The following is an 18,967-nucleotide window of genomic DNA, read 5'->3' as shown; positions in this document are numbered from 1 at the left end:
TAACGGAAAACCATTCCTCTATTGCACTGATCAATACCCATCCTTACCCCGGGAGATCGATTAACGGAAGTCCGTGCCGTTATATCCAGGTAACGTCATGTATGCTACCGAAATGCCTCGAGCTTGTACGCGGATTATGCTGTCTGTCGTATTTTTCGACATGTTCAAGGCGTTGAACTCCGTCATGTTCCCTCAAACGACAAAAACTACCGTATTGCGAGCAGATAAAAGTATCCGCCACGTTGTCCGGTGTGTTATTCTTGGCAGTGACAGACGGCCATTCCATACCGACACGGGAGCAATGTCATGGATCTGAACTGGACTCAAATCGTTCTCGCTTTGCTGGTCGCCGTCATGACCGGCTTCTCCAAAACCGGGGTTCCCGGCGCGGGCATTTTCGGGGTCGCGCTGATGGCCTCCATTTTCCCCGCCAAGCAATCGGTCGGGATGCTGCTGCCGATGCTGATCACGGCCGATATCGTTGCCGTTTCCTATTACCGCAGGGCCGCGGTCTGGAAATATTTGATCGTGCTCATCCCATGGGTACTGGCCGGCATCGTAATCGGTTTTTTCGTCATGGACCATATCGGCAACGGACAGCTTTCGGTCATGCTCGGCGTGCTTATTTTGGCGCTGCTGCTGCTTCATCTGGTCAAGGACAGGCTCGAGCGGAAGCTGAACTTTCCTTTTACCCAAACCGTCTATTTCCAGGCGGCTATGGGTATATTGGCCGGCTTTACGACGATGGTCGGCAATGTCGCGGGTGCGATCATGACGATTTATTTGCTGTCCAAGGGGCTGCAGAAGCAGCAATTTATCGGAACGGGCGCTTGGTTTTTCCTGGCGGTAAACCTCATCAAAGTTCCATTTAACGCTTACCTCGGATTGATTACGGTCGATACGTTCGTATTCGCCGCTTGGATGGCGGTTCCCGTACTGCTCGGGACATGGGCCGGCATTAAAATCGTACCTCGCATACCCCAATCTTATTTTCAGACCCTTATACTGATATTGACGGCTTTGGGTGCGGTTAGACTGCTTTTCCTCTAGCCAAATAACCCCTCGGATAACGGAATGGATTCCGTATCTTGACGGGGCCTTTGAAGCGGTTGATCCGCGCAGGGAATCATTGCTCTTCTTCTTTGTCGAGCGATTGCCTATGTTCGGCCAGGGCATCTTGGCCGATGAGAGCCTCCAGCCTGTAAATCGGCATGCCGGCATCGAAAAATTTGCCCTCGTATTCGGTCATGACGTTGTCCGGAGCGGGGCCGTCCTTATGAAGATCGAGCGAGATGCGACGCAGCCGGATATTCATATCGGCGAACGAATTCAGCGAAAACTCGAATAGCGAACGGGAATCGGTCTTGAAATGGATTTCTCCAAGGCTGTCCAACAGCCGGACGTACTTTTCCACGAAACCGGCATGCGTCAGCCGCCTGCGGGCATGCTTCTTCTTAGGCCACGGATCGCTGAAGTTCAAATAGATGCGCCGCAGCTCCCCTTCGGCGAACACGTCCTCGATATGCTCGATGTTGAACAGCGCCAAGGCCAGGTTGTCCGGAGCGCCGCCGTCTTCCCGTCCCGCCGCGGCTCTCGCTTTATCGCTCGCCCTGCGGATCAGCTCGTCGTACATGTCTACGCCGATAAAATTGCGTTCCGGATGAACAAGGCTCATCTCGCTAATAAATTTGCCCTTGCCCATGCCCAGCTCGACGTGAATCGGCTTGTCGTTGCCGAACCGTTCGGCCCATCGGCCTTTCCACTCCGCCGGATTCATGACGACGAGATCGTTCTGGCGCTCGATCGTCTCGCGTATCCCTTTTCTGCCTCTCAGACGCATTCGTTTTATCCCCCACGGTTTCGATTGCCCATACGAAATAACATCTTAGTCGATTTCCGTCCAAAAGAAAAGCGATCGTTCGTCCGCACGGCAAAAAAGAACGCGGCATCCGTCCCGCACCATATCGATGCCAAGCGAACGCTGCGTTCTTGCGGTTAGTCGGCTTCCCGATCTTAAACGTCCAGCGAGTGATAATGAATACGGTCGCTGTTCGGCATCATTTTGCTCTCGAGCACCTTCTGCACCTTTTTCTTTGCATTTAAGGCTACTTTGCTCTCCGGACGGAAGCGGATTCCCCCGCTTAGCGCCATCGCTTCTTTAACTGTAAGTTCTACCATAACCGTTTCTTCGCCGTTCGGAATTTCAAACGATGTATTCATGGTCTTCACCTCAATCGATTATTTTTCACCAGTATGCCCTGAGTCGACGAGAATTAGATCACATCTGCGAGAAGTGCGGCGGATAATGGATTTTACTTGGTTTTAATATAACACACCATGTAAGGTTTTGCAAGCGGAAAAGCCAGCTTTGACAAGCCTTTTTTCCTTATGAAGCGGTTCCAAAATGTGCTAAAAAGGGCGTTCCGTCATGGCAGCCTTCGGCAAAATTGTGCAGGTTTCCCTTCAAAAAAACAGCAATCGGTTCCCGATGCCGTCGTTAAAACCAAGCCAATGCAGACGATTCATTTAACTTTTATTTACTAAATTGATTATATTTATATGAAATCGCCAACCGAAACCTTCCTCCCCTCATTTCGTATAAAGTATGGACCGACGCGATCCGGCGGTATTTGCCGACCGTGCCGGCTATATTACCGGGATGGGAGAGACTGGAATGAAGAAACCTCTGACTATGGCTTCGGCCGCCCTGCTTGCTTTGTCGATATCCGCAGCATCGGTGTCGGCGGCGGACGTTTCCACGGAAACGCCTGTCACGCGCGGACAGTTTATACAACAGGTTGCCGACTACTTGCAGCTGTCCCCGCAAAACGGAGGCGCACCGCTGCCATTGGACATATCCGCCCAATCGCCGTATGCCGGACCCGTGCAAGCCTTGATCGAACGCCAAATCATCGACGGCTACCCGGATGGGACGTTCCGGCCGGACCAGCCGATTACAGGCCCGGAAGCCGGTTACATACTGGCCCGATTCCTCGGCTTCGAGGACGCCAGCGCTCTGGAGCGTCTGGAACAAAAATTCGACATACGTTTCGACAGCGAAGCTGTTGTGCTGCCCGATGCGGCGCAACAGGCGATCCGCGCCTCGCTCGCGAGCGACTCCAAAATCCGGGAATGGTTGAAGCAATCGTCCGTCAAGCAGGCGGAGCTGAAATCGTTCAAGGTGGACATGGATCAGAACATGAAAATCCGGCTAGCCCCCGGTAGGGCCGAAACGGCCGGCATGGAAACGACCGTCCGAAGCGCCTCGCTGTTCGATTTGGCCAAAGGCATGCACATATCGATGAGCATGGCGGTGCCGGGCGAGTCGAAACCGATGGAAATGGAGCAATACATCCTCCCCGGGGGGAGCTACATGCGGCTTCCGGGCGCGGAGACGGGCGAGGGGACCTGGGTCAATACGACGAAGCAGATGCCCTTTACCTTCGAGCAGCTGATCCAGCTGCAAAAGGACAGCGTCTCGTTGAACCAATCGCTGATGAACAACTCGTTTTTCTACCGCGACCTGGGTACGGAACAGTTGGACGGCAGAACGATGAAGAAAATCGAAATCAACGGGAAGCTGCACGACTTCAAGCAAATTTTGAGCGCGCTCGGCTCGGCCATGAACGATCCGAGCATGGTGCAATCGTTAACCGAATCGTCCGATCTGCAGAACCTGTCGTTGTCCATGAACGGCACGATGTGGGTGGACGAAGCCACGCAGCTGACGGCCAAAATGGAGACGACCATGAGCATCCGGTATGACGCCTCGGAGACGATGCCACTCGAAGGCATGGACATGATCATAACAGCCGTATATAAAAATTTAAACGAACCGGTCGAAATCGTTTTGCCGGAAGCGGCAAAGAACGCGCCGGAAGTGGCGGCAAAAATGCCGGCTATCGAAGCAGAGCCTGCCGCTGCGTCCGCTTCGCAATAATCGATCCGAACGACACGGACAAGCCCTTCCCGAGCCCGAGCTCCCGGAAGGGCTTTTTCCTTTCCGGCGACGCCCACTTCTCTCTCGCCCGCGCATTCTGGTACAATAGAAGGACGGAACATCCGATATGGACCATAAAGGAGCTTGACTATGACCGCACTGCCTTCCGCCGTCGGTCCCCGCCTATGGGGGGACAACAAGCGGTTTCATACGTGGAATTACGAAATGCGCGAGCAATTCGGCACGAAGGTGTTCAAAGTGATGCTGGACGCGGGATTTACATGTCCGAACCGGGACGGCAGCATTGCCGCCGGCGGCTGCACGTTTTGCAGCGCCAGAGGCTCGGGCGATTTTGCCGGCAGCCGGCGCGACGACCTCGTCACCCAATTCAACAAAATCCGCGATCTGCAGCACCAGAAATGGCCGGAAGCGAAATACATCGGCTACTTCCAGGCTTATACGAACACGTATGCGCCCGTGGAGGAGCTGCGCGAATACTACGAGGTCATTTTGCAGCAGCCCGGGGTAGTCGGCCTATCGATCGCCACCCGGCCCGATTGCTTGCCGGACGATGTCGTCGACTATTTGGCGGAGCTGAACGAACGCACGTATTTGTGGGTCGAGATGGGCTTGCAGACGGTCCATGAGAAGACGTCCGAGCTGATCAACCGGGCGCACGATACGCAATGTTATTTGGAAGCGGTGGAGAAGCTGCGCCGCCGGAACATTCGCGTATGCGCGCATATTATTTACGGCTTGCCGGGCGAGACGCACGAGATGATGCTGGATACGGCGAAAGCGGTAGCCGCCATGGATGTGCAGGGCATCAAGGTGCATTTGCTCCATCTGATGCGCAAGACGCCGATGGTGAAGCAATACGAGGCCGGTCTTGTTCGATTTCTGGAGAAGGAGGAGTACGTCAAGCTTGTCGTAGACACGCTGGAGCTGCTCCCGCCCGACATGATCGTACACCGGGTGACCGGCGACGCTCCCCGCGACCTGCTGATCGGTCCGATGTGGAGCTTGAAGAAGTGGGAAGTGCTGAACGCGATTGACGCGGAGCTGGTCTCGCGCAACACATGGCAAGGCAAACTGTGGGCCGGCGGTTAGAGGGGCGCGGCCGAAGGCTGGAAGCGGAACTTGCCGTTCCGCTCCCTCCCCCGCCCGCTGCGGATCACGGTCTCAACCGTTTCCGAATTTGCCGATTTCATAATAAGGATAATCCATCATTTGCATCGCTCTCGGAATCGCCTCCGCGCCTGCGAGCCTTTCCAGCATATACAAGCCCAAATCGATCGAGGCACTGACGCCTCCGCCCGTGACGATCGTTCCGTCGGCAACGATTCGCCGCTTCACGACTTCGGCGCAATAAGGCGCCAACAGATCGTAGCAGTTCGGATTGGTCGTCGCCTTCTTCCCCTCCAAAAAGCCTGCCGCCCCGAGCAGCAGCGCCCCCGTGCAAACCGATACTTTCCAAGGAACGTCCTTGGCCGTCTGCAGCCAGCCGACAAATTCGCCGTCGAGCCGAAGCTCCCGCGTCCCTATGCCTCCTGGCACGAACAGCAAGTCGTAGGACGACAAGTCGGGCGCAACGAGTCCGGCTTTCGACGTCATGCCAAGCTCATCCGTAATCTCCCCGCTCATTGCGCACAAATCCCATGTAACGTTGTCCATCAGCTTCAGAATGCGCAGCTTCGCGATCGCATCGTAAAAACCGACGAAATCGAGCATCGTCATGCGATCGAACAAAATAAATGCCATCTTCACGGTATACCGCCTCCCTTTTTGCGGATCACAACAAAAAAAAGCATCCGGTCGAGCCGACCACATGCTTTGCCCAGGCGTACGGCGGTATGACGCTGCGCTCCCCCATGGTTGCCCATGTTACGCCAGATACGCTGCGGGAATAGATGATTGCATATTATCAGAACATTCCGAATACTGTCAATCGACGATTTGCAGATGACGGTTCTCGTACACATTCGTCAAACCTTTCCGGTAATCCGTCGGAGACACGCCTATATACTGGCGAAACACTTTACCGAAATAGCTGACGTTGTCGAAGCCGGTTTGCCGCGAAATGGCTTCTACCGCCAATCCCGTATTCCGCAGCAGCCCTGCCGCCTCCTCTACGCGAATTTTCCGGAGATAATGGATCGGGGTTACGCCCGTGTACATTTTGAATACTTTGCAGAAATGATGCTTGGATATACCGGCTGCAGCGGCAATATCGTCCAGGCTGACGGGAGTGCCCACATGCCGCTCCATAAACCGTTTCGCCAGCTGCAGCGAATCGGGCATCGGCTGGGAGCCCCGGTCAAGACCTTCGGCGATTCGCTCGAACGCCAACAGCCACTCGAACAAGCGCAACGACATCCGGAATTTGTCGCGAAACCCTTGCTCGGCCGCGTCATGGTACATGCTCCACATCAACCGGATCGGTTCGGAATCGTCCCGGAACGAGGCGACGTGACCGAAGGAACGGATGAAATGCTGCCAATAATCGGACATCGCTCCGCCCAAGGCGCGAATCCATATAAACTCCCACGGCTTGCGCCCGTCAGGCGGGTAAAAATACCGGTGCTCGCTGGGAATCGAGACGAAGAAGCCGTGGTTTTTCGGCACCTTGTAGGTTGCCCCTCCAACCGTAATCGCCCCTTCCCCGAATAACGTGTACTGGAACAAATAACCGCTGCCCGGCCGTTTCATGCCGTCCTGTCCGTACGAACCGTCGACGGCTTCCCCCCAGCCGATCGATTCCATGACATACAGCCGCTCGGGGATGCTCTCGTTCAGGTGAAACCCATAAGAGGTACGCATAATATTTTACTACTCCGATCTCAATTAATTACTGTTGAATCCTTACGTGCGGCAGAGTACCTTTAGATTATTCGAAAAACCAAGCAACAATATTATAGCATAATCGGGAAAGGACGCTGAACCGCAACCATGCCATCTCCTGCGACATCATCCAGATCGTTTCTACCTGCAACTCGCCCCGTCCAAGCCGTAATCGTCGGTGCCGGGCACCGCAGCCTGCTATACGCCTCCTATGCGAAGGCGCACCCCGAGGAGCTCCAAATCGTCGGCGTAGTAGAACCTGATCCAATTCGCCGCCGGCTGACGGCAAACCGCTTCGGACTCCCCGAGGACACGCTCTACGCTTCAGTAGAAGAGCTTGTGGCCGCACCGAAGCGGGCGGACGCCGTCATTAACGGAACGATGGATACGTTCCATGTCGCCACCACGGTGCCGCTTCTGAAGGCCGGCTATGACGTTCTGCTGGAAAAGCCGATCGGCGTAAGCGAGGAAGAAGTACTGGAGCTTTACCGGACCGCCAAAGCTTGCGACCGGGTCGTCCTAATCTGTCATGTATTGAGGTATGCGCCGTTTTATGCGGAAATCCTCAAACGGATCGCAAACGGCGACATCGGAGAAGTCGTTGCCATCCAAACGGAGGAAAACGTCAGCTACCACCATATGGCGACCGCTTTCGTAAGGGGCAAGTGGAGCAATTTGCAAGAGGGCGGCTCTTCCATGCTGATGCAGAAATGCTGCCACGACCTCGATTTGATTGCATGGATGAAAGGAGACGTACGCCCGGTCAAAGTAAGCAGCTTCGGCAGCCTGTCCCAATTCCGCGCCGACAAAGCGCCGGAAGGGTCCGGGACGCGCTGCGTCGCCGATTGCCGGATCGAAGCCGACTGTACGTACTCGGCGCGGAAAATGTACATCGAACAGAAGCTTTGGGGACCATACGCTTGGGACAACATGCACCTTGGCGATGTGCCGACCGAAGAACAGAAGCTTGAATCTTTGCGCACGAACAACCCGTACGGCCGTTGCGTATGGCGCTGCAATAACGATGTGGTGGACCACCAGACGGTGATGATCGAATTCGAGGACGGGAGCACGGCCTCGCACAGCTTGACCGGCGCTACGGCCAAGGGCTGCCGGACGATCCACATTACCGGAACGAAAGGCGAAATCAGCGGCAGCCTGGAAGACGGCAGCTTCAAGCTCCGGTATCCGGATGTTCGCGCCGGGCATACGTTCAAGGAAGAGACGGTCGAGCTGAATGTATCCCGCGACATGCACGGCGGGGGCGATCTGCGGCTCGTCGCCGATTTCATCCGCACGCTGCGCGGGGAAACGCCGTCGCTGTCCTCCACTTCGCTCGACAAATCGATATACGGCCATCAAATCGGATTTTCCGCAGACCGCGGCCGGCTGGAAAACCGTATTGTGGAAATCGAAGATTTGGCTCGGATTTAACTGGCTGCAAAGCACAAGGGCTGTCCCGAAGTCTGAATAGACTTCGCGGGACAGCCCTTCATGCCGTTATGGACGGGAACGGTTTTCCCGTTGGAACCGCGCCAACGAAAAAGGCGACCGGTCGAGCGCCGTTTCCCCCCGGATAGCCAGGTCGGCCATCATCTGGCCGACGGCGCTCGCAAACTTGAAGCCGTGTCCGGAAAACCCGCATGCCAGCCATACGCGCTCATCCGCCGGATGCCGGTCGATCACGAAATGCTCATCCGCGGTCATCGCGTACATGCATACCGAGCCGCGAACGAGAGACCCGTTCGCACCAGGCATATAATCGCGCAAAAACGCGCGCAGCTCCGCTTCGTCTTCGGAATATGCCCCGAATCGGCGCTCGACGGTATCCGGGTCAGCCGGACGTCCGCCATCGTGCCGCCCTATTTTCAAGCCGGATGCGGCGTCTCCGGGAATGCCGAAGTATTCCCCGGTCGGCACGTTGTACGTGAAGGCCGGAAAAGTACCGGCATCGTACAGCGGACTGTCCGCGCGAAACCAGGCGATCGGCTTGCGGATCGGCCGAATCGGGAGTCCAAGCCCGGCGAGCAGCCGGGAAGCCCATACGCCGGCGCATACGATCAGCCGATCGGCTTCGTAGCCGCCTTTTGCGGTCGTCACCGCGACCGGTCCCGCCTCGGACGAAATCGCCAGCACGGGCTCATCCGTGCGGAGCACCGCACCGCGCGACAGCGCCAGCGAACGATAGGCGCGAATGCAGGCCTCGCTGTACAACAAGCCGCCCTGCGGCTCGTAGCACCCTTCCTCGTCGCCCCTGAACGTCATGCCCGGCCATCGATAGCTCATCTCGGCCGCGTCGATACGTTCCAGCGGTATGCCGTATGCATCGGCAAACTTCTCCTGCATGCCAAGAGAAGGCGCTCCACGCTCGCATACGCGGAGCAGCCCGATTTTCCGGTTCAGCTCCGTTCCCGTTTCCCGCTCCAGCTCTTCCCACAGCCGCTGCGCCCGGAGCGCGAGCGGCACGTACGCTTCATGCATCGCGTAGGCGTGCCGAATAATTCGCGTATCGCCATGATGGCTGCCCCGTTCGTGCGGAGGATCGAAGGAGTCGATCAGCAGCGTGCTTGCGCCTTTATCCGCCGCGTGGAAGCCGGCTGCCATGCCCATCGCTCCGGCTCCGATAACGATGACATCGTAGCGTTTTTTTGCCACGGGGTGTTCCCCCTTCCAGTAAAGATTCATGGCCGGGCATAAAACCGTTATTCCGTCGCTTCCGTTACCTGATTAGACCAATCGCCAAGACGGACATCAAACGAATAACGGGAGGTTAACTAATGAGAAAAACCGTATTATTGCCCGTAGCGCTCGGCGTCCTCTTGGTCGTGTCGGCATGCGGAGGGCAGAAGGAAGCTTCTACGGCGAGTTCCGGCCAGCCCGCGAAAACCGAGACCGGCGCGACCGCACAGGCGCCAGCGACCCAGCCGCCGGCCAGTGCGCCGGCCAAAACAGAGACGCCGAAAACGGAGACGCCAAAGACAGAACCGGCTAAGACCGAGCCGGCTAAAACCGAACCCGCTAAAACCGAACCCGCCAAGACCGAACCCGCCAAGACCGAACCCGCCAAGACCGAACCGGCGAAGACCGAGCCGCCGACAACCGAGGCGCCAAAGCCGGCGATAACTCCCGCCCCGGCCGCGAATACGCCGAGCCCGAATACGAGCGCGAGCACGGCGCCCGCTCAATCGGCGGCTCAGCCGGAACCCGCCAAAACGGCTCCGGCCGCAGAAGCTCCGAAAACGGAGCCGAAAGCCGAGCCGACCGCCGCCTCGGTCAAAGCCGAGGAGCTGTACAAGACGAGCTGCATGTCTTGCCACGGCGGCAATCTGGAAGGCAAGCCCGGTCCGAACCTGCAAAAGATCGGCGCAAGCAAGACGAAAGATCAAATTATGACGCAAATTTCCAAAGGCGGAAGCAGAATGCCCGGCTTCGAGAGCAAGATCGAAGCGGCGGACATCGAGACATTGGCCGTCTGGCTCGCCGACAAAAAATGACGGATAACGTCTCCGTCCCCTACTAACGTTCGCTCTTCCCGCCCCCTTTTCCTTCCGGAAAGGGGGTTCTTGTGTTCGCGGAGCGGATATGGTATGTTTTCGCTAAAAATTTGTTGAGCATAAGGATCGGTGGAATCGATGGGCTTTTTATCCGTACTGAGCTTCGCTCACCGCTGCATCGGCGAACGGCTGCAGCCGGGAGATATCGCCGTGGATGCCACCGCCGGCACCGGAGCGGACACCGCCTTTCTATGCGCGACGGTGGGAGCGAAAGGGACCGTATACGCCTTCGATATTCAACAGGAGGCGCTCGATCGGGCAGCCGAACGCGTAGGCCTCCGGCAAGAGGCTTCCGGGCGGCTTCATCTGCTGCTGGAGAGCCACGCGAATATGCGGCAGGCGATCCCGCCTTCCGATCACGGACGCGTAGCCGCGGTCATGTTCAACCTCGGTTATTTGCCTGGCGGCGACAAGCGGATCATCACCCGCCCCGAAACGACCGTTCCCGCTCTGGACGCGGCGTTGTCTCTGCTCAAGCCGGGCGGAATCGTCACCGCCGTGCTGTACCCGGGGCACGAGGGCGGGCGCGAGGAAGCCGAACGCGTCGAGAGCTGGGCCGCATCGCTGCCCGAGGAAGAGTGTCAAGCGGTCGTTTACCGATTCGCCAACCGGAGCGGCAATCCGCCTTATGTCATTGCCGTGGAAAAAAGAAAGGTGTAGAGTAAAACCATCCGCTACAATACCGATAGAAAGCGAGGCGCGAACATAAGCATGAGACCATATCCACTGAAATTCAAGCCTGAAATGAAAGAACGGGTTTGGGGCGGACGGGCGCTCGGGCAATTCGGCCTGGAGCTGCCGGACGGTCCGATAGGAGAAGGCTGGATGATCGGGGATCATCCCAACGGCACGACGAAGGTCGTCAATGGCGAGTTGGCCGGCATGGGGCTCGACGAGGTGCGCGAAGCGTACGGCGAGACGATGTTCGGGACGAAAGGATCTTCCCGGGAAACCGGCCGGTTTCCGCTACTGATCAAGCTGCTCGATTGCAATGACGATTTGTCCGTGCAGGTGCATCCCGACAACGATTATTCGGGTCTGCCCGAAGGCGAGCTCGGCAAAACGGAAATGTGGTATGTGCTGGATGCCAAGCCGGGAGCCAAAATCATATACGGGCTTAAGCCGGGCATCGACCGCGGATCGTTCGCGCAAGGGATCGCCGAGAACCGCATCATGGAATGCCTGCAAGAGGTTGAAGTATCGGCGGGCGATTCGTTCTACATCCCGGCCGGGACGGTGCATGCGCTGTGCGCGGGCGTCCTGGTGGCGGAAATTCAGCAAAATTCCGATACGACGTATCGGCTGTACGATTATGACCGGCTCGGATTGGACGGCAAGCCGCGCGAGCTGCATATCGAGGACTCGCTGAATGTGACCGCCTACGGGGGCAGCGGAGCGACCCGCATGAAAACGGATGTCGGCGCGCCGAACGAGTGGCTGCCTCTTGCCTCCTCCCCTTACTTCATCGTCGAGAAAGGCGTAACGGAAGGGTCGTGGAAGCTGGCTACTTCACCGGATAGCTTCACGATTATCGTCGTCTGCGACGGCAGCGGCACCCTCGAATGGACCGACGGCTCCATCGGGCTGGAACGGGGCAATTGCTTCCTGCTGCCCGCCGATCTGGGCTCCTATTCGTTGAACGGACGGCTGACCGTGCTGCGCAGCTACTTGCCGTAATCGATCTATACCCGTTTCATATTTCATTACGCGGGCCGAACGGTCCCGCACGGGAGCGAACGCCATGGAGCATCCGTCCGTCGAAATGATCTTCTTCCTAGTTTCCATAGGCTTTGTCGCTGCATTCGTAGATTCCGTCGTCGGCGGGGGCGGACTCATATCCGTCCCCGCTCTTCTATCGACCGGACTGCCCCCGGCGATCGCGCTCGGCACGAACAAGCTTGGCGGTACGATATCGTCGCTGACCAGCTCGATTTCGTTTTTGCTGTCCGGGAAAATGGACGTCCGTCTCGTAAAAAAATGGTTTCCTTTATCCCTGCTCGGATCAGTCGCGGGCGCTTACACCGTCCGGTTGATTCCACCCGATTTTCTGAAGCCGCTTGTCATCATCCTGCTCATAGCCGTTACCTTATACACGCTGCTCGGCAAAAAACGCCCGGTCCGCCCTACGGGTCCGCAGCTTACCGGAAAAATAATCGCGGCGGGAGCTTTGGTTGCGCTGATGCTGGGCTACTACGACGGATTTTTCGGGCCGGGTACGGGCTCCTTCCTGCTGTTCGCCTTCCTGCTGCTCGGCTTCGATTTTGTCAAAGCGGCGGGCAACGCCAAGGCGCTCAACTTCGCCAGCAACCTGGGAAGCCTCGTCACCTTTGCCCTCATGGGAAATGTGAACCTCTATTATGGCATTCCGATGGGGCTGGCCATGCTGGTCGGCTCCTTGATCGGCTCCCGGGTAGCGATCCGCAAAGGAGCGGGCTATGTCAAACCGCTATTCATCGCCGTGACGACGATCTTGATCGGCAAACAAATATGGGACCTGCTCGTCTGAGCCGGGAAATGGCATACGCAAGGAGGCTGCCGCAATCTCGACAGCCTCCTTGCGTTACTCCGCGGGCACTCTCGGCAGCACGATGCGTACTTCCGTCCCCGATTCGTCCCCGGTCAGCTCGTAATGGCCCCCCATTTTTTGCAGCACCACTTCGCAAAAATTCAAGCCGAGGCCGATCGAATCCTCCTTGGTCGTAAAAAACGGATCCTTGACCAGCTTCATCATATCGGCCGCAATACCCGGTCCGGAATCCCTTATCGTGATGGTCGACGTCTTGTCGGACATGTGCACGGACAGGCGGACTCCGCCGCCTTCCGAGGCTTCGAACGCATTTTTGACGAATTCGTTCAGCACTTCCCTTAAATAATGGGGATCGATCAGCAGTTGTCCGTCCTCCGACGGAAACTCGCATACGAGCGGGACGCCCTTTTTTATCGCTTCCTTCTGAAGATTGGGGACGTACGTCTCCAGAAAGGACGAGATCAGAACCGGGCGAAGGTCGAGATGGAACGGCTTGCCCAGGTGCAGCCATCGCTGGACGTAGTTGTTGATCTCCGTCACCTGATGGTTCGCCAGCGTAATGTAGTGTCCCACGCTTTGGGAGACGAGATGATCCGACAAATGGCTGGAGGCGAGGTTCGTCTTCAGCGTCGTCTCGATCAGCTGCAAGCTCCCGCGGACGACCGCCAACGGATTCAGAATACTGTTCGCGGTACCGGCGGCCATTTCCCCGATCAGCTTGCGCTTCTCGTTCGCCAGCTTCATCTCATAGAAGTTGCATAGGCCGGTAATGTCGAACAATGCGGTATAATACATCGTTCCGCATTCCGCTTCCTGCCTGTAGCAGTACAGCATGAATTGCAGCCTGCGCTCTCCGGCCGTCTCGTCGATTACGACTCCGGCTATATCGTGTTGCTGCTTGATCGCGAGAGAGACGACTTTGCGCAGCTGCGATGCGTCCGGCAGCCCTTCCCCCACGTCGATTCCGTACACCGCTTTGAATTTTGCATTTGCGGATATGAGTTTCAATAATTCGTCGACCGATGCGATACTGAAATCTATATCCGGCGATTCCGTGAAGAAGTCAATAACGCTCATTCACCCAACGTCCTTTGGTTTCTTGCTGGATCGGTCCCGCTCGGCGTTCATAGAAGGCACATCTTGGAAGCTGTTCGTATCGGGTAGTGGCTTTCTCTCGCCGGCTGACCGCCGCAACGGAAGCGCGTACGGCCGTATCCCCAAATCCCGGATGGCGGGGTAAGCCTTGGGCGGGAACCGGTTGCCAAACTGGCGCCTCCGACTTCGAGTGTACCATGAGGAGCGGTAAAGAAAAAGCTATTTCCGTTCGCGCGATTCGTTCGGTATAATGATGTAGGAAGAAAATGGACCGACTAACGAGAGGAGCATTCCACCATGAATCCGCTACATAATGCCGTCTGGCTCTACCTCGGCTCCGAAGCCCGCAACGCCGACGAAATCGCCGCGTTGACGGGCTGGTGCGAGCGCAACCGGGTCGGTAAGGTGATCGTATATTTGCACATGGACAGTCGACAGGACGAAGCTATCGCCGAACGTGTCTCCTTGTTGGCCGAGGCGTGCGCAAGCCGCAATATCGAGCTGCACGGCATGGTATCGACGCTTATTCAGCGCGTCGACAACCGCGATAGCCTGCTGCTTCAGGACAAATCCTGCTACTGCGTCGACGCGCACGGGATTTCCACTTTCGAAGAGCCGATTGTCGGCAAAAGCTATGTGCTCGACCCGCGCCATCCCGACGTAATCCGGACCGTTTCGGACAAATGCGCCGAGCTGCTGCGCCGGTTCCCGGGCTTAAACGGCATTCATCTGGACTTTGTCCGGTATTATCACTATGACAGCAGGCTCGAGATCGATACGAAAAGCGCCGGGCATTGGATCGGATTGCCGAAGGCCGGACAGCCGATCCGGCTGGAGACGGCCGACGGCGTCCGCACGACCTTTTTCATCGAGCAAGCGAGCAACCTGTACAACGACCCGCCGATCGGGGACAAGCTTGTTTTATCCCGCTCGTACCGGTACTGCTTTTGCGAGGATTGCTTGTCCGGCTTCGAACGTCATAGCGGTCTCGTCATTCCGGAATCATTGTCGGAGACGGCCGGCAAGGCGCAATGGCTGCTGGAGCAGCATCCCGCGGAATGGGCGGAATACCGGGCTTCCATCGTAACCGGTCTCGTGGGCTCCATTCGTGCGGCGGTACGCGAGGAACGTCCCGATGCGCGGCTGTCGGCGGCCATTTGGTACAATGCCCCTTACGGCAACGAGCTTCGCGATGAACCGTTTCTTCCCGACAGCGAGTACGAATGCTTCGGCCAGAAATGGTGGGAGTGGGTCGAACGGGGATACTTGGACTTCGTATGCCCGATGGACTATTGGATGAAACCGGGCAGCTTCGGCGGCATCGTCGACGGGCAGCTCCGCAAAACGGACGGACGCGTTCCGGTTTACGCCGGGCTATTGAAGACGCCCGAATACGAAATCGACCGCAGCGGCTACGAGGAGTACGCCCGAATGGCGGAAGCCGGCGGCGCGGCGGGAATATGCTTCTTCCATTACGGCTCCTGGAAGCAGTTGCTTTAAGCCGTTTTTTCTATATTCGGTAACGAATCGGCGGCAGAATCGTCATTACCTATATATATGTGAGTCGAAAGGAGGTTTTCTTGTATATGCAGCGTGTGAAAGCCGTACTAAAAGAATGGGTACCGCCGCTAGCCATCGCAATCATCCTTAGCCTGCTCATCCAGACGTACGTAGCTCAAGCGGTCAAAGTGCCGAGCGGCTCGATGGAACCGAATATCAACATCAACGACAGGCTCGTTATGGAGAAAATGCTCAAGTTCACCGATTTCGGGCATGGCGACATTGTCGTATTCAACCACGCTGCCGAAAACAAGGACGAGGTCCGCTACGTCAAAAGGCTGATCGGACTGCCCGGGGACACGATCGAGGTCAAGGAAGGGATACTGTACCGGAACGGCGAGAAAGTGGACGAGCCTTATTTGAAGGCGAAGATGAACTATTCGTTCGAACGGATTACCGTTCCGGACAACAAATATTTTTTCCTGGGGGACAACCGGAACAACAGTTACGACGCTCACCTTTGGCCGAACCGGTATGTCGACAAAAGCGAGCTCGTCGGTAAAGTCCTTTTCCGCTTCTATCCGTTTAACCATGTAGGACCGTTGTGAAAATGTAACAGGGAGTTTCCCCGCCCCTTTTTGCAGTTCATTTCTCTTTTGACTTTCCCGACAGAGAGACAGGACCGTTGTGAGCGCGCAACGGTTCTTTTTTGTCGCCTGCGGATTTAGCGACAATATAAAGATATGAAAGCGCAGCCGGAATCCGCTACAATATAATTACAGGTTAGATACAACCAAATGCATTCCGGCATTCCCGGATGACCCATCATGCAGAAAGCGAAGGTGAGACCATGAGCAAATTGGCCATTAACGGCGGAACTCCGGTCCGCAGCCGGCCCTTGCCGCCGAATTATCCGGGCGCGCTCGTATACGGCAAAGAAGAAGCCGATTTTACTTCCAGAGTGATATACGGTCAATCCCCTTTCCGATATTACGGACCGAACATGCAAAGCGCCGTGGAGTCGCTTGAAAATGCGATGACGAAAGACTTCGACGTTCCATACGCGCTGGCGGTCACATCCGGTACCGCCGCGCTTGTCGTGGCGATGAAGGCGCTCGGCATCGGGTACGGGGACAAGGTCATCATCCCAGCAAATACGTTTATCGCCACGGCCGGAGCGGTCGTATGCAGCAATGCCGTCCCCGTCTACTGCGACGTCGACGACAGCTTGAATATCGACCCGTCCGATTTGGAACGAGTATACGACGAGGACGTCAAGGCCGTCATCGTGGTGCCGATTCTGGGGAACCCGGTCGACCTCGACCCGGTCATCGCCTTCGCAAAAAGCAAAAACATCGCCGTCATCGAAGACATGGCCCAGTCCTGCGGCGTCCGCTACAAAGGCCGTTATGCCGGCACGATTGGCGACATCGGCACATTCAGCTTTCAGATGAACAAGATCATTACGTCCGGCGAAGGCGGAGCCGTCGTAACCCGCGACGTCAAGCTGATGGAACGGGCGATCCGCTACCACGATCAAGGCGTACTTCGCCACCGGGCCAGATACGGCATAGACTCGCCGGATGAGCAGTTCGCCTTCTCCGGGCAAAATTACCGGATGAGCGAATTGGCCGGAGCCGTCATGCTCGAGCAGTGGAAGAAGCTGCCCGCGATCGTAGGCAATATGAAAAGGCATCACGACTTTATCGCCGCGGCGCTGAAAGCGGAGATCCCCGGCATCCGATTCCGGGCTTGTCCCGATCCGGAAGGCAATATCGGCTCGAACCTGGGCATCGTATTCCCGACGGCCGAGGCGACTTCCCTGTTCAATAAAGCGCTTAACGCGGAAAATGTGCAAGCCCACGTGTTATACGGAGGCAAGCCGGTCTATATGAATCCGTCGCTTTACTATCAGCGCACCGCGGAGAAAGACAACTTCCCGTACAACTATCCGTTCAAGCAGCCGGTCGTCATTACGGAACAGACGTGCCCCCGCGCGATCGATTTGATCCCGCGCACCACCTACATTCCGGTATCGCCGGTTCTGTCCAACGAAGATGCCGCCGATATTATCGAGGCCGTATTGAAGGTGCACCAAAGCCTGCAAGTCGTCGTGTGAGTCTCAGCCGGTTATTACATGATAAGCAAACCCAAAGGTTCCTGATCGCAGGGACCTTCTCTATTACCCGATGATGACGAAAGGGGAAAAGCGCTACGCGTCAATACGATCGCGATGTCCGCGGGAACGCTGGCGTGGCCTGCGACCGGCGGATTTCTGATGGAGCTTGCCGGATGGCCGCTGCTGTTCTGGATCAATGTGCCGGTCGGCTTGGCGGCCTTCGTGCTCGGTATGCGCCTGTTCCCGGATAACGAACGCTCCGTCCATCCGTCCGCGACCGATACGAAGCCTTTGGACCTACGACCGCCGGTATGCTGCTATGCGCCTCGGCCATGGTTCCCGTCTTCGCAGCGGCGGACGTCGGGTGGATTCACGCCTCGTTGTACAGCGGGCTGTTCGGAATCGGCAGCGGGCTGTTCCTCATCTGCTGTATGCTCAGCCGCGCCTTGGCGTCCGGATGGCTTCGTCCAAGATCTCTCCGGCTGGACAAAAGCATCCTCCGCGAATGCGATCATTGTGAAAACAGCGTGTAGTCCAACGAATAAGCTCCGGCCCCGGCCATAGCGACTGCCACGGCAATCGCGATCAACGCCACGTTATACTCGATACCGTTCGACGTGACCCAGTAGCCGTTGCGGCCGTGCACTTTGAATATCGCGACCAGCATCGTCATGACAATGAAGGCTGCCGCCACGGGCGTGAACAATCCGGCAGCGAACATAAGCCCTCCGGCAAGCTCGAGCAAGCCGGCAATCAATGCCATGAGAACGCCCGGGCGGACGCCGATCGACTCCATAAAGCCGCCCGTCCCTTTCAATCCGTAACCCCCGAACCAGCCGAACAGCTTCTGGGCGCCATGTCCCGCAAACGTTAAACCGATGACCAAACGAACGAGCAGCAGAGCCGAACTCAACATACAAAAAACCTCCATTAATTATCTTTTATTTGTAACTTACTTTTTGTAAGTTAAGAATACAAGGTAAGGCTTACTTTTGTCAAGTAACTATGTTAAAATATTTGTAGTGAACGTTTTAGGAGATGATCAATATGGAACACGCGGACCATAAAATGCACCTGTGTCCCAAATTCGAGACGGCGTTCGAGCTGCTCGGCAAACGTTGGACCGGTCTTATCATTCAAGTTCTGATGAACGGTCCCATGCGGTTCAAAGATATATCGTCCATGATTCCGGATATGAGCGACAGGATGCTGACCGAGAGGTTCAAGGAGCTGGAGCAGGCGGGAATTGTCGTAAGAAACGTATATCCGGAGATGCCGATCCGTATCGAATACGAGCTCACGGAGAAAGGGAAGGCGCTCCGCCCTGTCATGGATGCGGTCCAAAACTGGGGAGACCACTGGATCACCAGATGAAGGCTGCATCCAGGGAA

Annotated in this window: 19 protein-coding genes, 1 pseudogene and 1 riboswitch; of the genes and pseudogenes, 13 read left to right on the top strand and 7 right to left on the bottom strand. The window is 56.7% G+C overall.

All coding sequences use genetic code 11. The features are described 5' to 3' along the window. Positions 1-306: 306 nt before the first annotated feature. On the top strand, positions 307-1,050 hold the full coding sequence (locus FE784_RS29395) for a sulfite exporter TauE/SafE family protein (protein WP_139605828.1): 744 nt from the start codon (positions 307-309) through the stop codon (positions 1,048-1,050). 76 nt (positions 1,051-1,126) lie between these two features. Here the strand turns inward: FE784_RS29395 and trmB are convergent, their stop codons facing one another. Together trmB and FE784_RS29385 are read right to left on the bottom strand one after the other, a co-directional pair. Further along, positions 1,127-1,840, bottom strand: coding sequence for a tRNA (guanosine(46)-N7)-methyltransferase TrmB (gene trmB / locus FE784_RS29390; RefSeq protein ID WP_139605827.1), 714 nt, complete (start codon positions 1,838-1,840; stop codon positions 1,127-1,129). 173 nt (positions 1,841-2,013) lie between these two features. Next, positions 2,014-2,220 carry a hypothetical protein gene (locus tag FE784_RS29385; RefSeq protein WP_139605826.1) on the bottom strand — a complete coding sequence of 69 codons (207 nt, stop codon included), beginning with the start codon at positions 2,218-2,220 and terminating at the stop codon, positions 2,014-2,016. A gap of 454 nt (positions 2,221-2,674) precedes the next feature. On the opposite strand from FE784_RS29385, the gene FE784_RS29380 reads away from it, so the two are divergent. After that, positions 2,675-3,940: an S-layer homology domain-containing protein gene (locus FE784_RS29380; protein ID WP_176706618.1), complete on the top strand. Its 1,266-nt coding sequence runs from the start codon at positions 2,675-2,677 to the stop codon at positions 3,938-3,940. Positions 3,941-4,090: 150 nt separating this feature from the next. Continuing rightward, positions 4,091-5,050 (top strand): tRNA modification radical SAM protein MnmL/YtqA, encoded by a 960-nt coding sequence (mnmL, locus tag FE784_RS29375; protein WP_139605824.1) that lies wholly within the window; start codon positions 4,091-4,093, stop codon positions 5,048-5,050. Between the two features lie 72 nt (positions 5,051-5,122). Here mnmL and FE784_RS29370 read toward each other — a convergent pair whose 3' ends face one another. Both FE784_RS29370 and FE784_RS29365 read right to left on the bottom strand, forming a co-directional pair. Next, the gene (locus FE784_RS29370; protein WP_139605823.1) at positions 5,123-5,707 is read right to left on the bottom strand and encodes a DJ-1/PfpI family protein; all 585 of its coding nucleotides are present in this window, start codon (positions 5,705-5,707) and stop codon (positions 5,123-5,125) included. Positions 5,708-5,768: 61 nt separating this feature from the next. After that, positions 5,769-5,847, bottom strand: a riboswitch (ZMP/ZTP riboswitch). A gap of 37 nt (positions 5,848-5,884) precedes the next feature. Then, positions 5,885-6,760, bottom strand: a complete 876-nt coding sequence (locus tag FE784_RS29365) for an AraC family transcriptional regulator (protein WP_139605822.1) — start codon at positions 6,758-6,760, stop codon at positions 5,885-5,887. Positions 6,761-6,889: 129 nt separating this feature from the next. Here FE784_RS29365 and FE784_RS29360 point away from each other — a divergent pair, with 129 nt between their 5' ends. Continuing rightward, positions 6,890-8,215: a Gfo/Idh/MocA family protein gene (locus FE784_RS29360; protein ID WP_139605821.1), complete on the top strand. Its 1,326-nt coding sequence runs from the start codon at positions 6,890-6,892 to the stop codon at positions 8,213-8,215. 66 nt (positions 8,216-8,281) lie between these two features. On the opposite strand, the gene solA is transcribed toward FE784_RS29360, so the two are convergent. Then, positions 8,282-9,436, bottom strand: coding sequence for an N-methyl-L-tryptophan oxidase (gene solA / locus FE784_RS29355; RefSeq protein ID WP_246132243.1), 1,155 nt, complete (start codon positions 9,434-9,436; stop codon positions 8,282-8,284). 122 nt (positions 9,437-9,558) lie between these two features. On the opposite strand from solA, the gene FE784_RS41635 reads away from it, so the two are divergent. The 4 genes from FE784_RS41635 (at position 9,559) to FE784_RS29335 (ending at position 12,841) form a co-directional block, all read left to right on the top strand. Further along, positions 9,559-10,275 (top strand): c-type cytochrome, encoded by a 717-nt coding sequence (locus FE784_RS41635; protein ID WP_218103832.1) that lies wholly within the window; start codon positions 9,559-9,561, stop codon positions 10,273-10,275. A gap of 138 nt (positions 10,276-10,413) precedes the next feature. Then, positions 10,414-10,995 carry a tRNA 5-(aminomethyl)-2-thiouridylate-methyltransferase MnmM gene (mnmM, locus tag FE784_RS29345; RefSeq protein WP_139605819.1) on the top strand — a complete coding sequence of 194 codons (582 nt, stop codon included), beginning with the start codon at positions 10,414-10,416 and terminating at the stop codon, positions 10,993-10,995. A 51-nt stretch (positions 10,996-11,046) separates the two neighbouring features. Beyond that, positions 11,047-12,012: a type I phosphomannose isomerase catalytic subunit gene (locus FE784_RS29340; RefSeq protein ID WP_139605818.1), complete on the top strand. Its 966-nt coding sequence runs from the start codon at positions 11,047-11,049 to the stop codon at positions 12,010-12,012. Positions 12,013-12,076: 64 nt separating this feature from the next. Next, positions 12,077-12,841, top strand: coding sequence for a sulfite exporter TauE/SafE family protein (locus FE784_RS29335; RefSeq protein ID WP_139605817.1), 765 nt, complete (start codon positions 12,077-12,079; stop codon positions 12,839-12,841). A gap of 54 nt (positions 12,842-12,895) precedes the next feature. Here FE784_RS29335 and FE784_RS29330 read toward each other — a convergent pair whose 3' ends face one another. Next, positions 12,896-13,939: an ATP-binding protein gene (locus FE784_RS29330; RefSeq protein WP_139605816.1), complete on the bottom strand. Its 1,044-nt coding sequence runs from the start codon at positions 13,937-13,939 to the stop codon at positions 12,896-12,898. 315 nt (positions 13,940-14,254) lie between these two features. Between FE784_RS29330 and FE784_RS29325 the strand changes: the two genes are divergently transcribed. From FE784_RS29325 to FE784_RS42975, 4 genes and pseudogenes are all read left to right on the top strand, one after another. Next, positions 14,255-15,457 carry a glycoside hydrolase family protein gene (locus FE784_RS29325; protein ID WP_139605815.1) on the top strand — a complete coding sequence of 401 codons (1,203 nt, stop codon included), beginning with the start codon at positions 14,255-14,257 and terminating at the stop codon, positions 15,455-15,457. 86 nt (positions 15,458-15,543) lie between these two features. Beyond that, positions 15,544-16,065, top strand: a complete 522-nt coding sequence (lepB, locus tag FE784_RS29320) for a signal peptidase I (RefSeq protein WP_139605814.1) — start codon at positions 15,544-15,546, stop codon at positions 16,063-16,065. Positions 16,066-16,307: 242 nt separating this feature from the next. Continuing rightward, entirely contained in the window at positions 16,308-17,576 is a 1,269-nt protein-coding gene (locus tag FE784_RS29315) for a DegT/DnrJ/EryC1/StrS family aminotransferase (protein WP_176706617.1), read from the top strand. A gap of 114 nt (positions 17,577-17,690) precedes the next feature. Beyond that, a pseudogene (locus FE784_RS42975) lies at positions 17,691-17,912 on the top strand (MFS transporter); the annotation flags it as partial. Between the two features lie 175 nt (positions 17,913-18,087). Here the strand turns inward: FE784_RS42975 and FE784_RS29305 are convergent. After that, the gene (locus tag FE784_RS29305; RefSeq protein ID WP_139605811.1) at positions 18,088-18,492 is read right to left on the bottom strand and encodes a DoxX family protein; all 405 of its coding nucleotides are present in this window, start codon (positions 18,490-18,492) and stop codon (positions 18,088-18,090) included. Positions 18,493-18,614: 122 nt separating this feature from the next. On the opposite strand from FE784_RS29305, the gene FE784_RS29300 reads away from it, so the two are divergent. Beyond that, positions 18,615-18,950 carry a winged helix-turn-helix transcriptional regulator gene (locus FE784_RS29300; RefSeq protein ID WP_139605810.1) on the top strand — a complete coding sequence of 112 codons (336 nt, stop codon included), beginning with the start codon at positions 18,615-18,617 and terminating at the stop codon, positions 18,948-18,950. Positions 18,951-18,967 lie beyond the last annotated feature (17 nt).

Source organism: Paenibacillus hemerocallicola (genome assembly GCF_006265175.1).
Taxonomy (GTDB): domain Bacteria; phylum Bacillota; class Bacilli; order Paenibacillales; family NBRC-103111; genus Paenibacillus_AB; species Paenibacillus_AB hemerocallicola.
The sequence above is the reverse complement of the archived record's forward strand: the minus strand, read 5'-3'. Positions and strand labels throughout refer to the sequence as shown.

What these genes read in the sequence shown, in the direction of transcription:
- FE784_RS29300 (WP_139605810.1), top strand. Translation starts at nt 18,615, where the DNA reads ATGATCAATATGGAACACGCGGACCATAAAATGCACCTGTGTCCCAAA.
- FE784_RS29340 (WP_139605818.1), top strand. Translation starts at nt 11,047, where the DNA reads ATGAGACCATATCCACTGAAATTCAAGCCTGAAATGAAAGAACGGGTT.
- FE784_RS29380 (WP_176706618.1), top strand. Translation starts at nt 2,675, where the DNA reads ATGAAGAAACCTCTGACTATGGCTTCGGCCGCCCTGCTTGCTTTGTCG.
- FE784_RS29325 (WP_139605815.1), top strand. Translation starts at nt 14,255, where the DNA reads ATGAATCCGCTACATAATGCCGTCTGGCTCTACCTCGGCTCCGAAGCC.
- mnmL (WP_139605824.1), top strand. Translation starts at nt 4,091, where the DNA reads ATGACCGCACTGCCTTCCGCCGTCGGTCCCCGCCTATGGGGGGACAAC.
- FE784_RS29305 (WP_139605811.1), bottom strand. Translation starts at nt 18,492, where the DNA reads ATGTTGAGTTCGGCTCTGCTGCTCGTTCGTTTGGTCATCGGTTTAACG.
- FE784_RS29395 (WP_139605828.1), top strand. Translation starts at nt 307, where the DNA reads ATGGATCTGAACTGGACTCAAATCGTTCTCGCTTTGCTGGTCGCCGTC.
- lepB (WP_139605814.1), top strand. Translation starts at nt 15,544, where the DNA reads ATGCAGCGTGTGAAAGCCGTACTAAAAGAATGGGTACCGCCGCTAGCC.
- FE784_RS29335 (WP_139605817.1), top strand. Translation starts at nt 12,077, where the DNA reads ATGGAGCATCCGTCCGTCGAAATGATCTTCTTCCTAGTTTCCATAGGC.
- FE784_RS29385 (WP_139605826.1), bottom strand. Translation starts at nt 2,220, where the DNA reads ATGAATACATCGTTTGAAATTCCGAACGGCGAAGAAACGGTTATGGTA.
- mnmM (WP_139605819.1), top strand. Translation starts at nt 10,414, where the DNA reads ATGGGCTTTTTATCCGTACTGAGCTTCGCTCACCGCTGCATCGGCGAA.
- FE784_RS29330 (WP_139605816.1), bottom strand. Translation starts at nt 13,939, where the DNA reads ATGAGCGTTATTGACTTCTTCACGGAATCGCCGGATATAGATTTCAGT.
- FE784_RS29360 (WP_139605821.1), top strand. Translation starts at nt 6,890, where the DNA reads ATGCCATCTCCTGCGACATCATCCAGATCGTTTCTACCTGCAACTCGC.
- trmB (WP_139605827.1), bottom strand. Translation starts at nt 1,840, where the DNA reads ATGCGTCTGAGAGGCAGAAAAGGGATACGCGAGACGATCGAGCGCCAG.
- FE784_RS41635 (WP_218103832.1), top strand. Translation starts at nt 9,559, where the DNA reads ATGAGAAAAACCGTATTATTGCCCGTAGCGCTCGGCGTCCTCTTGGTC.
- FE784_RS29315 (WP_176706617.1), top strand. Translation starts at nt 16,308, where the DNA reads ATGAGCAAATTGGCCATTAACGGCGGAACTCCGGTCCGCAGCCGGCCC.
- FE784_RS29365 (WP_139605822.1), bottom strand. Translation starts at nt 6,760, where the DNA reads ATGCGTACCTCTTATGGGTTTCACCTGAACGAGAGCATCCCCGAGCGG.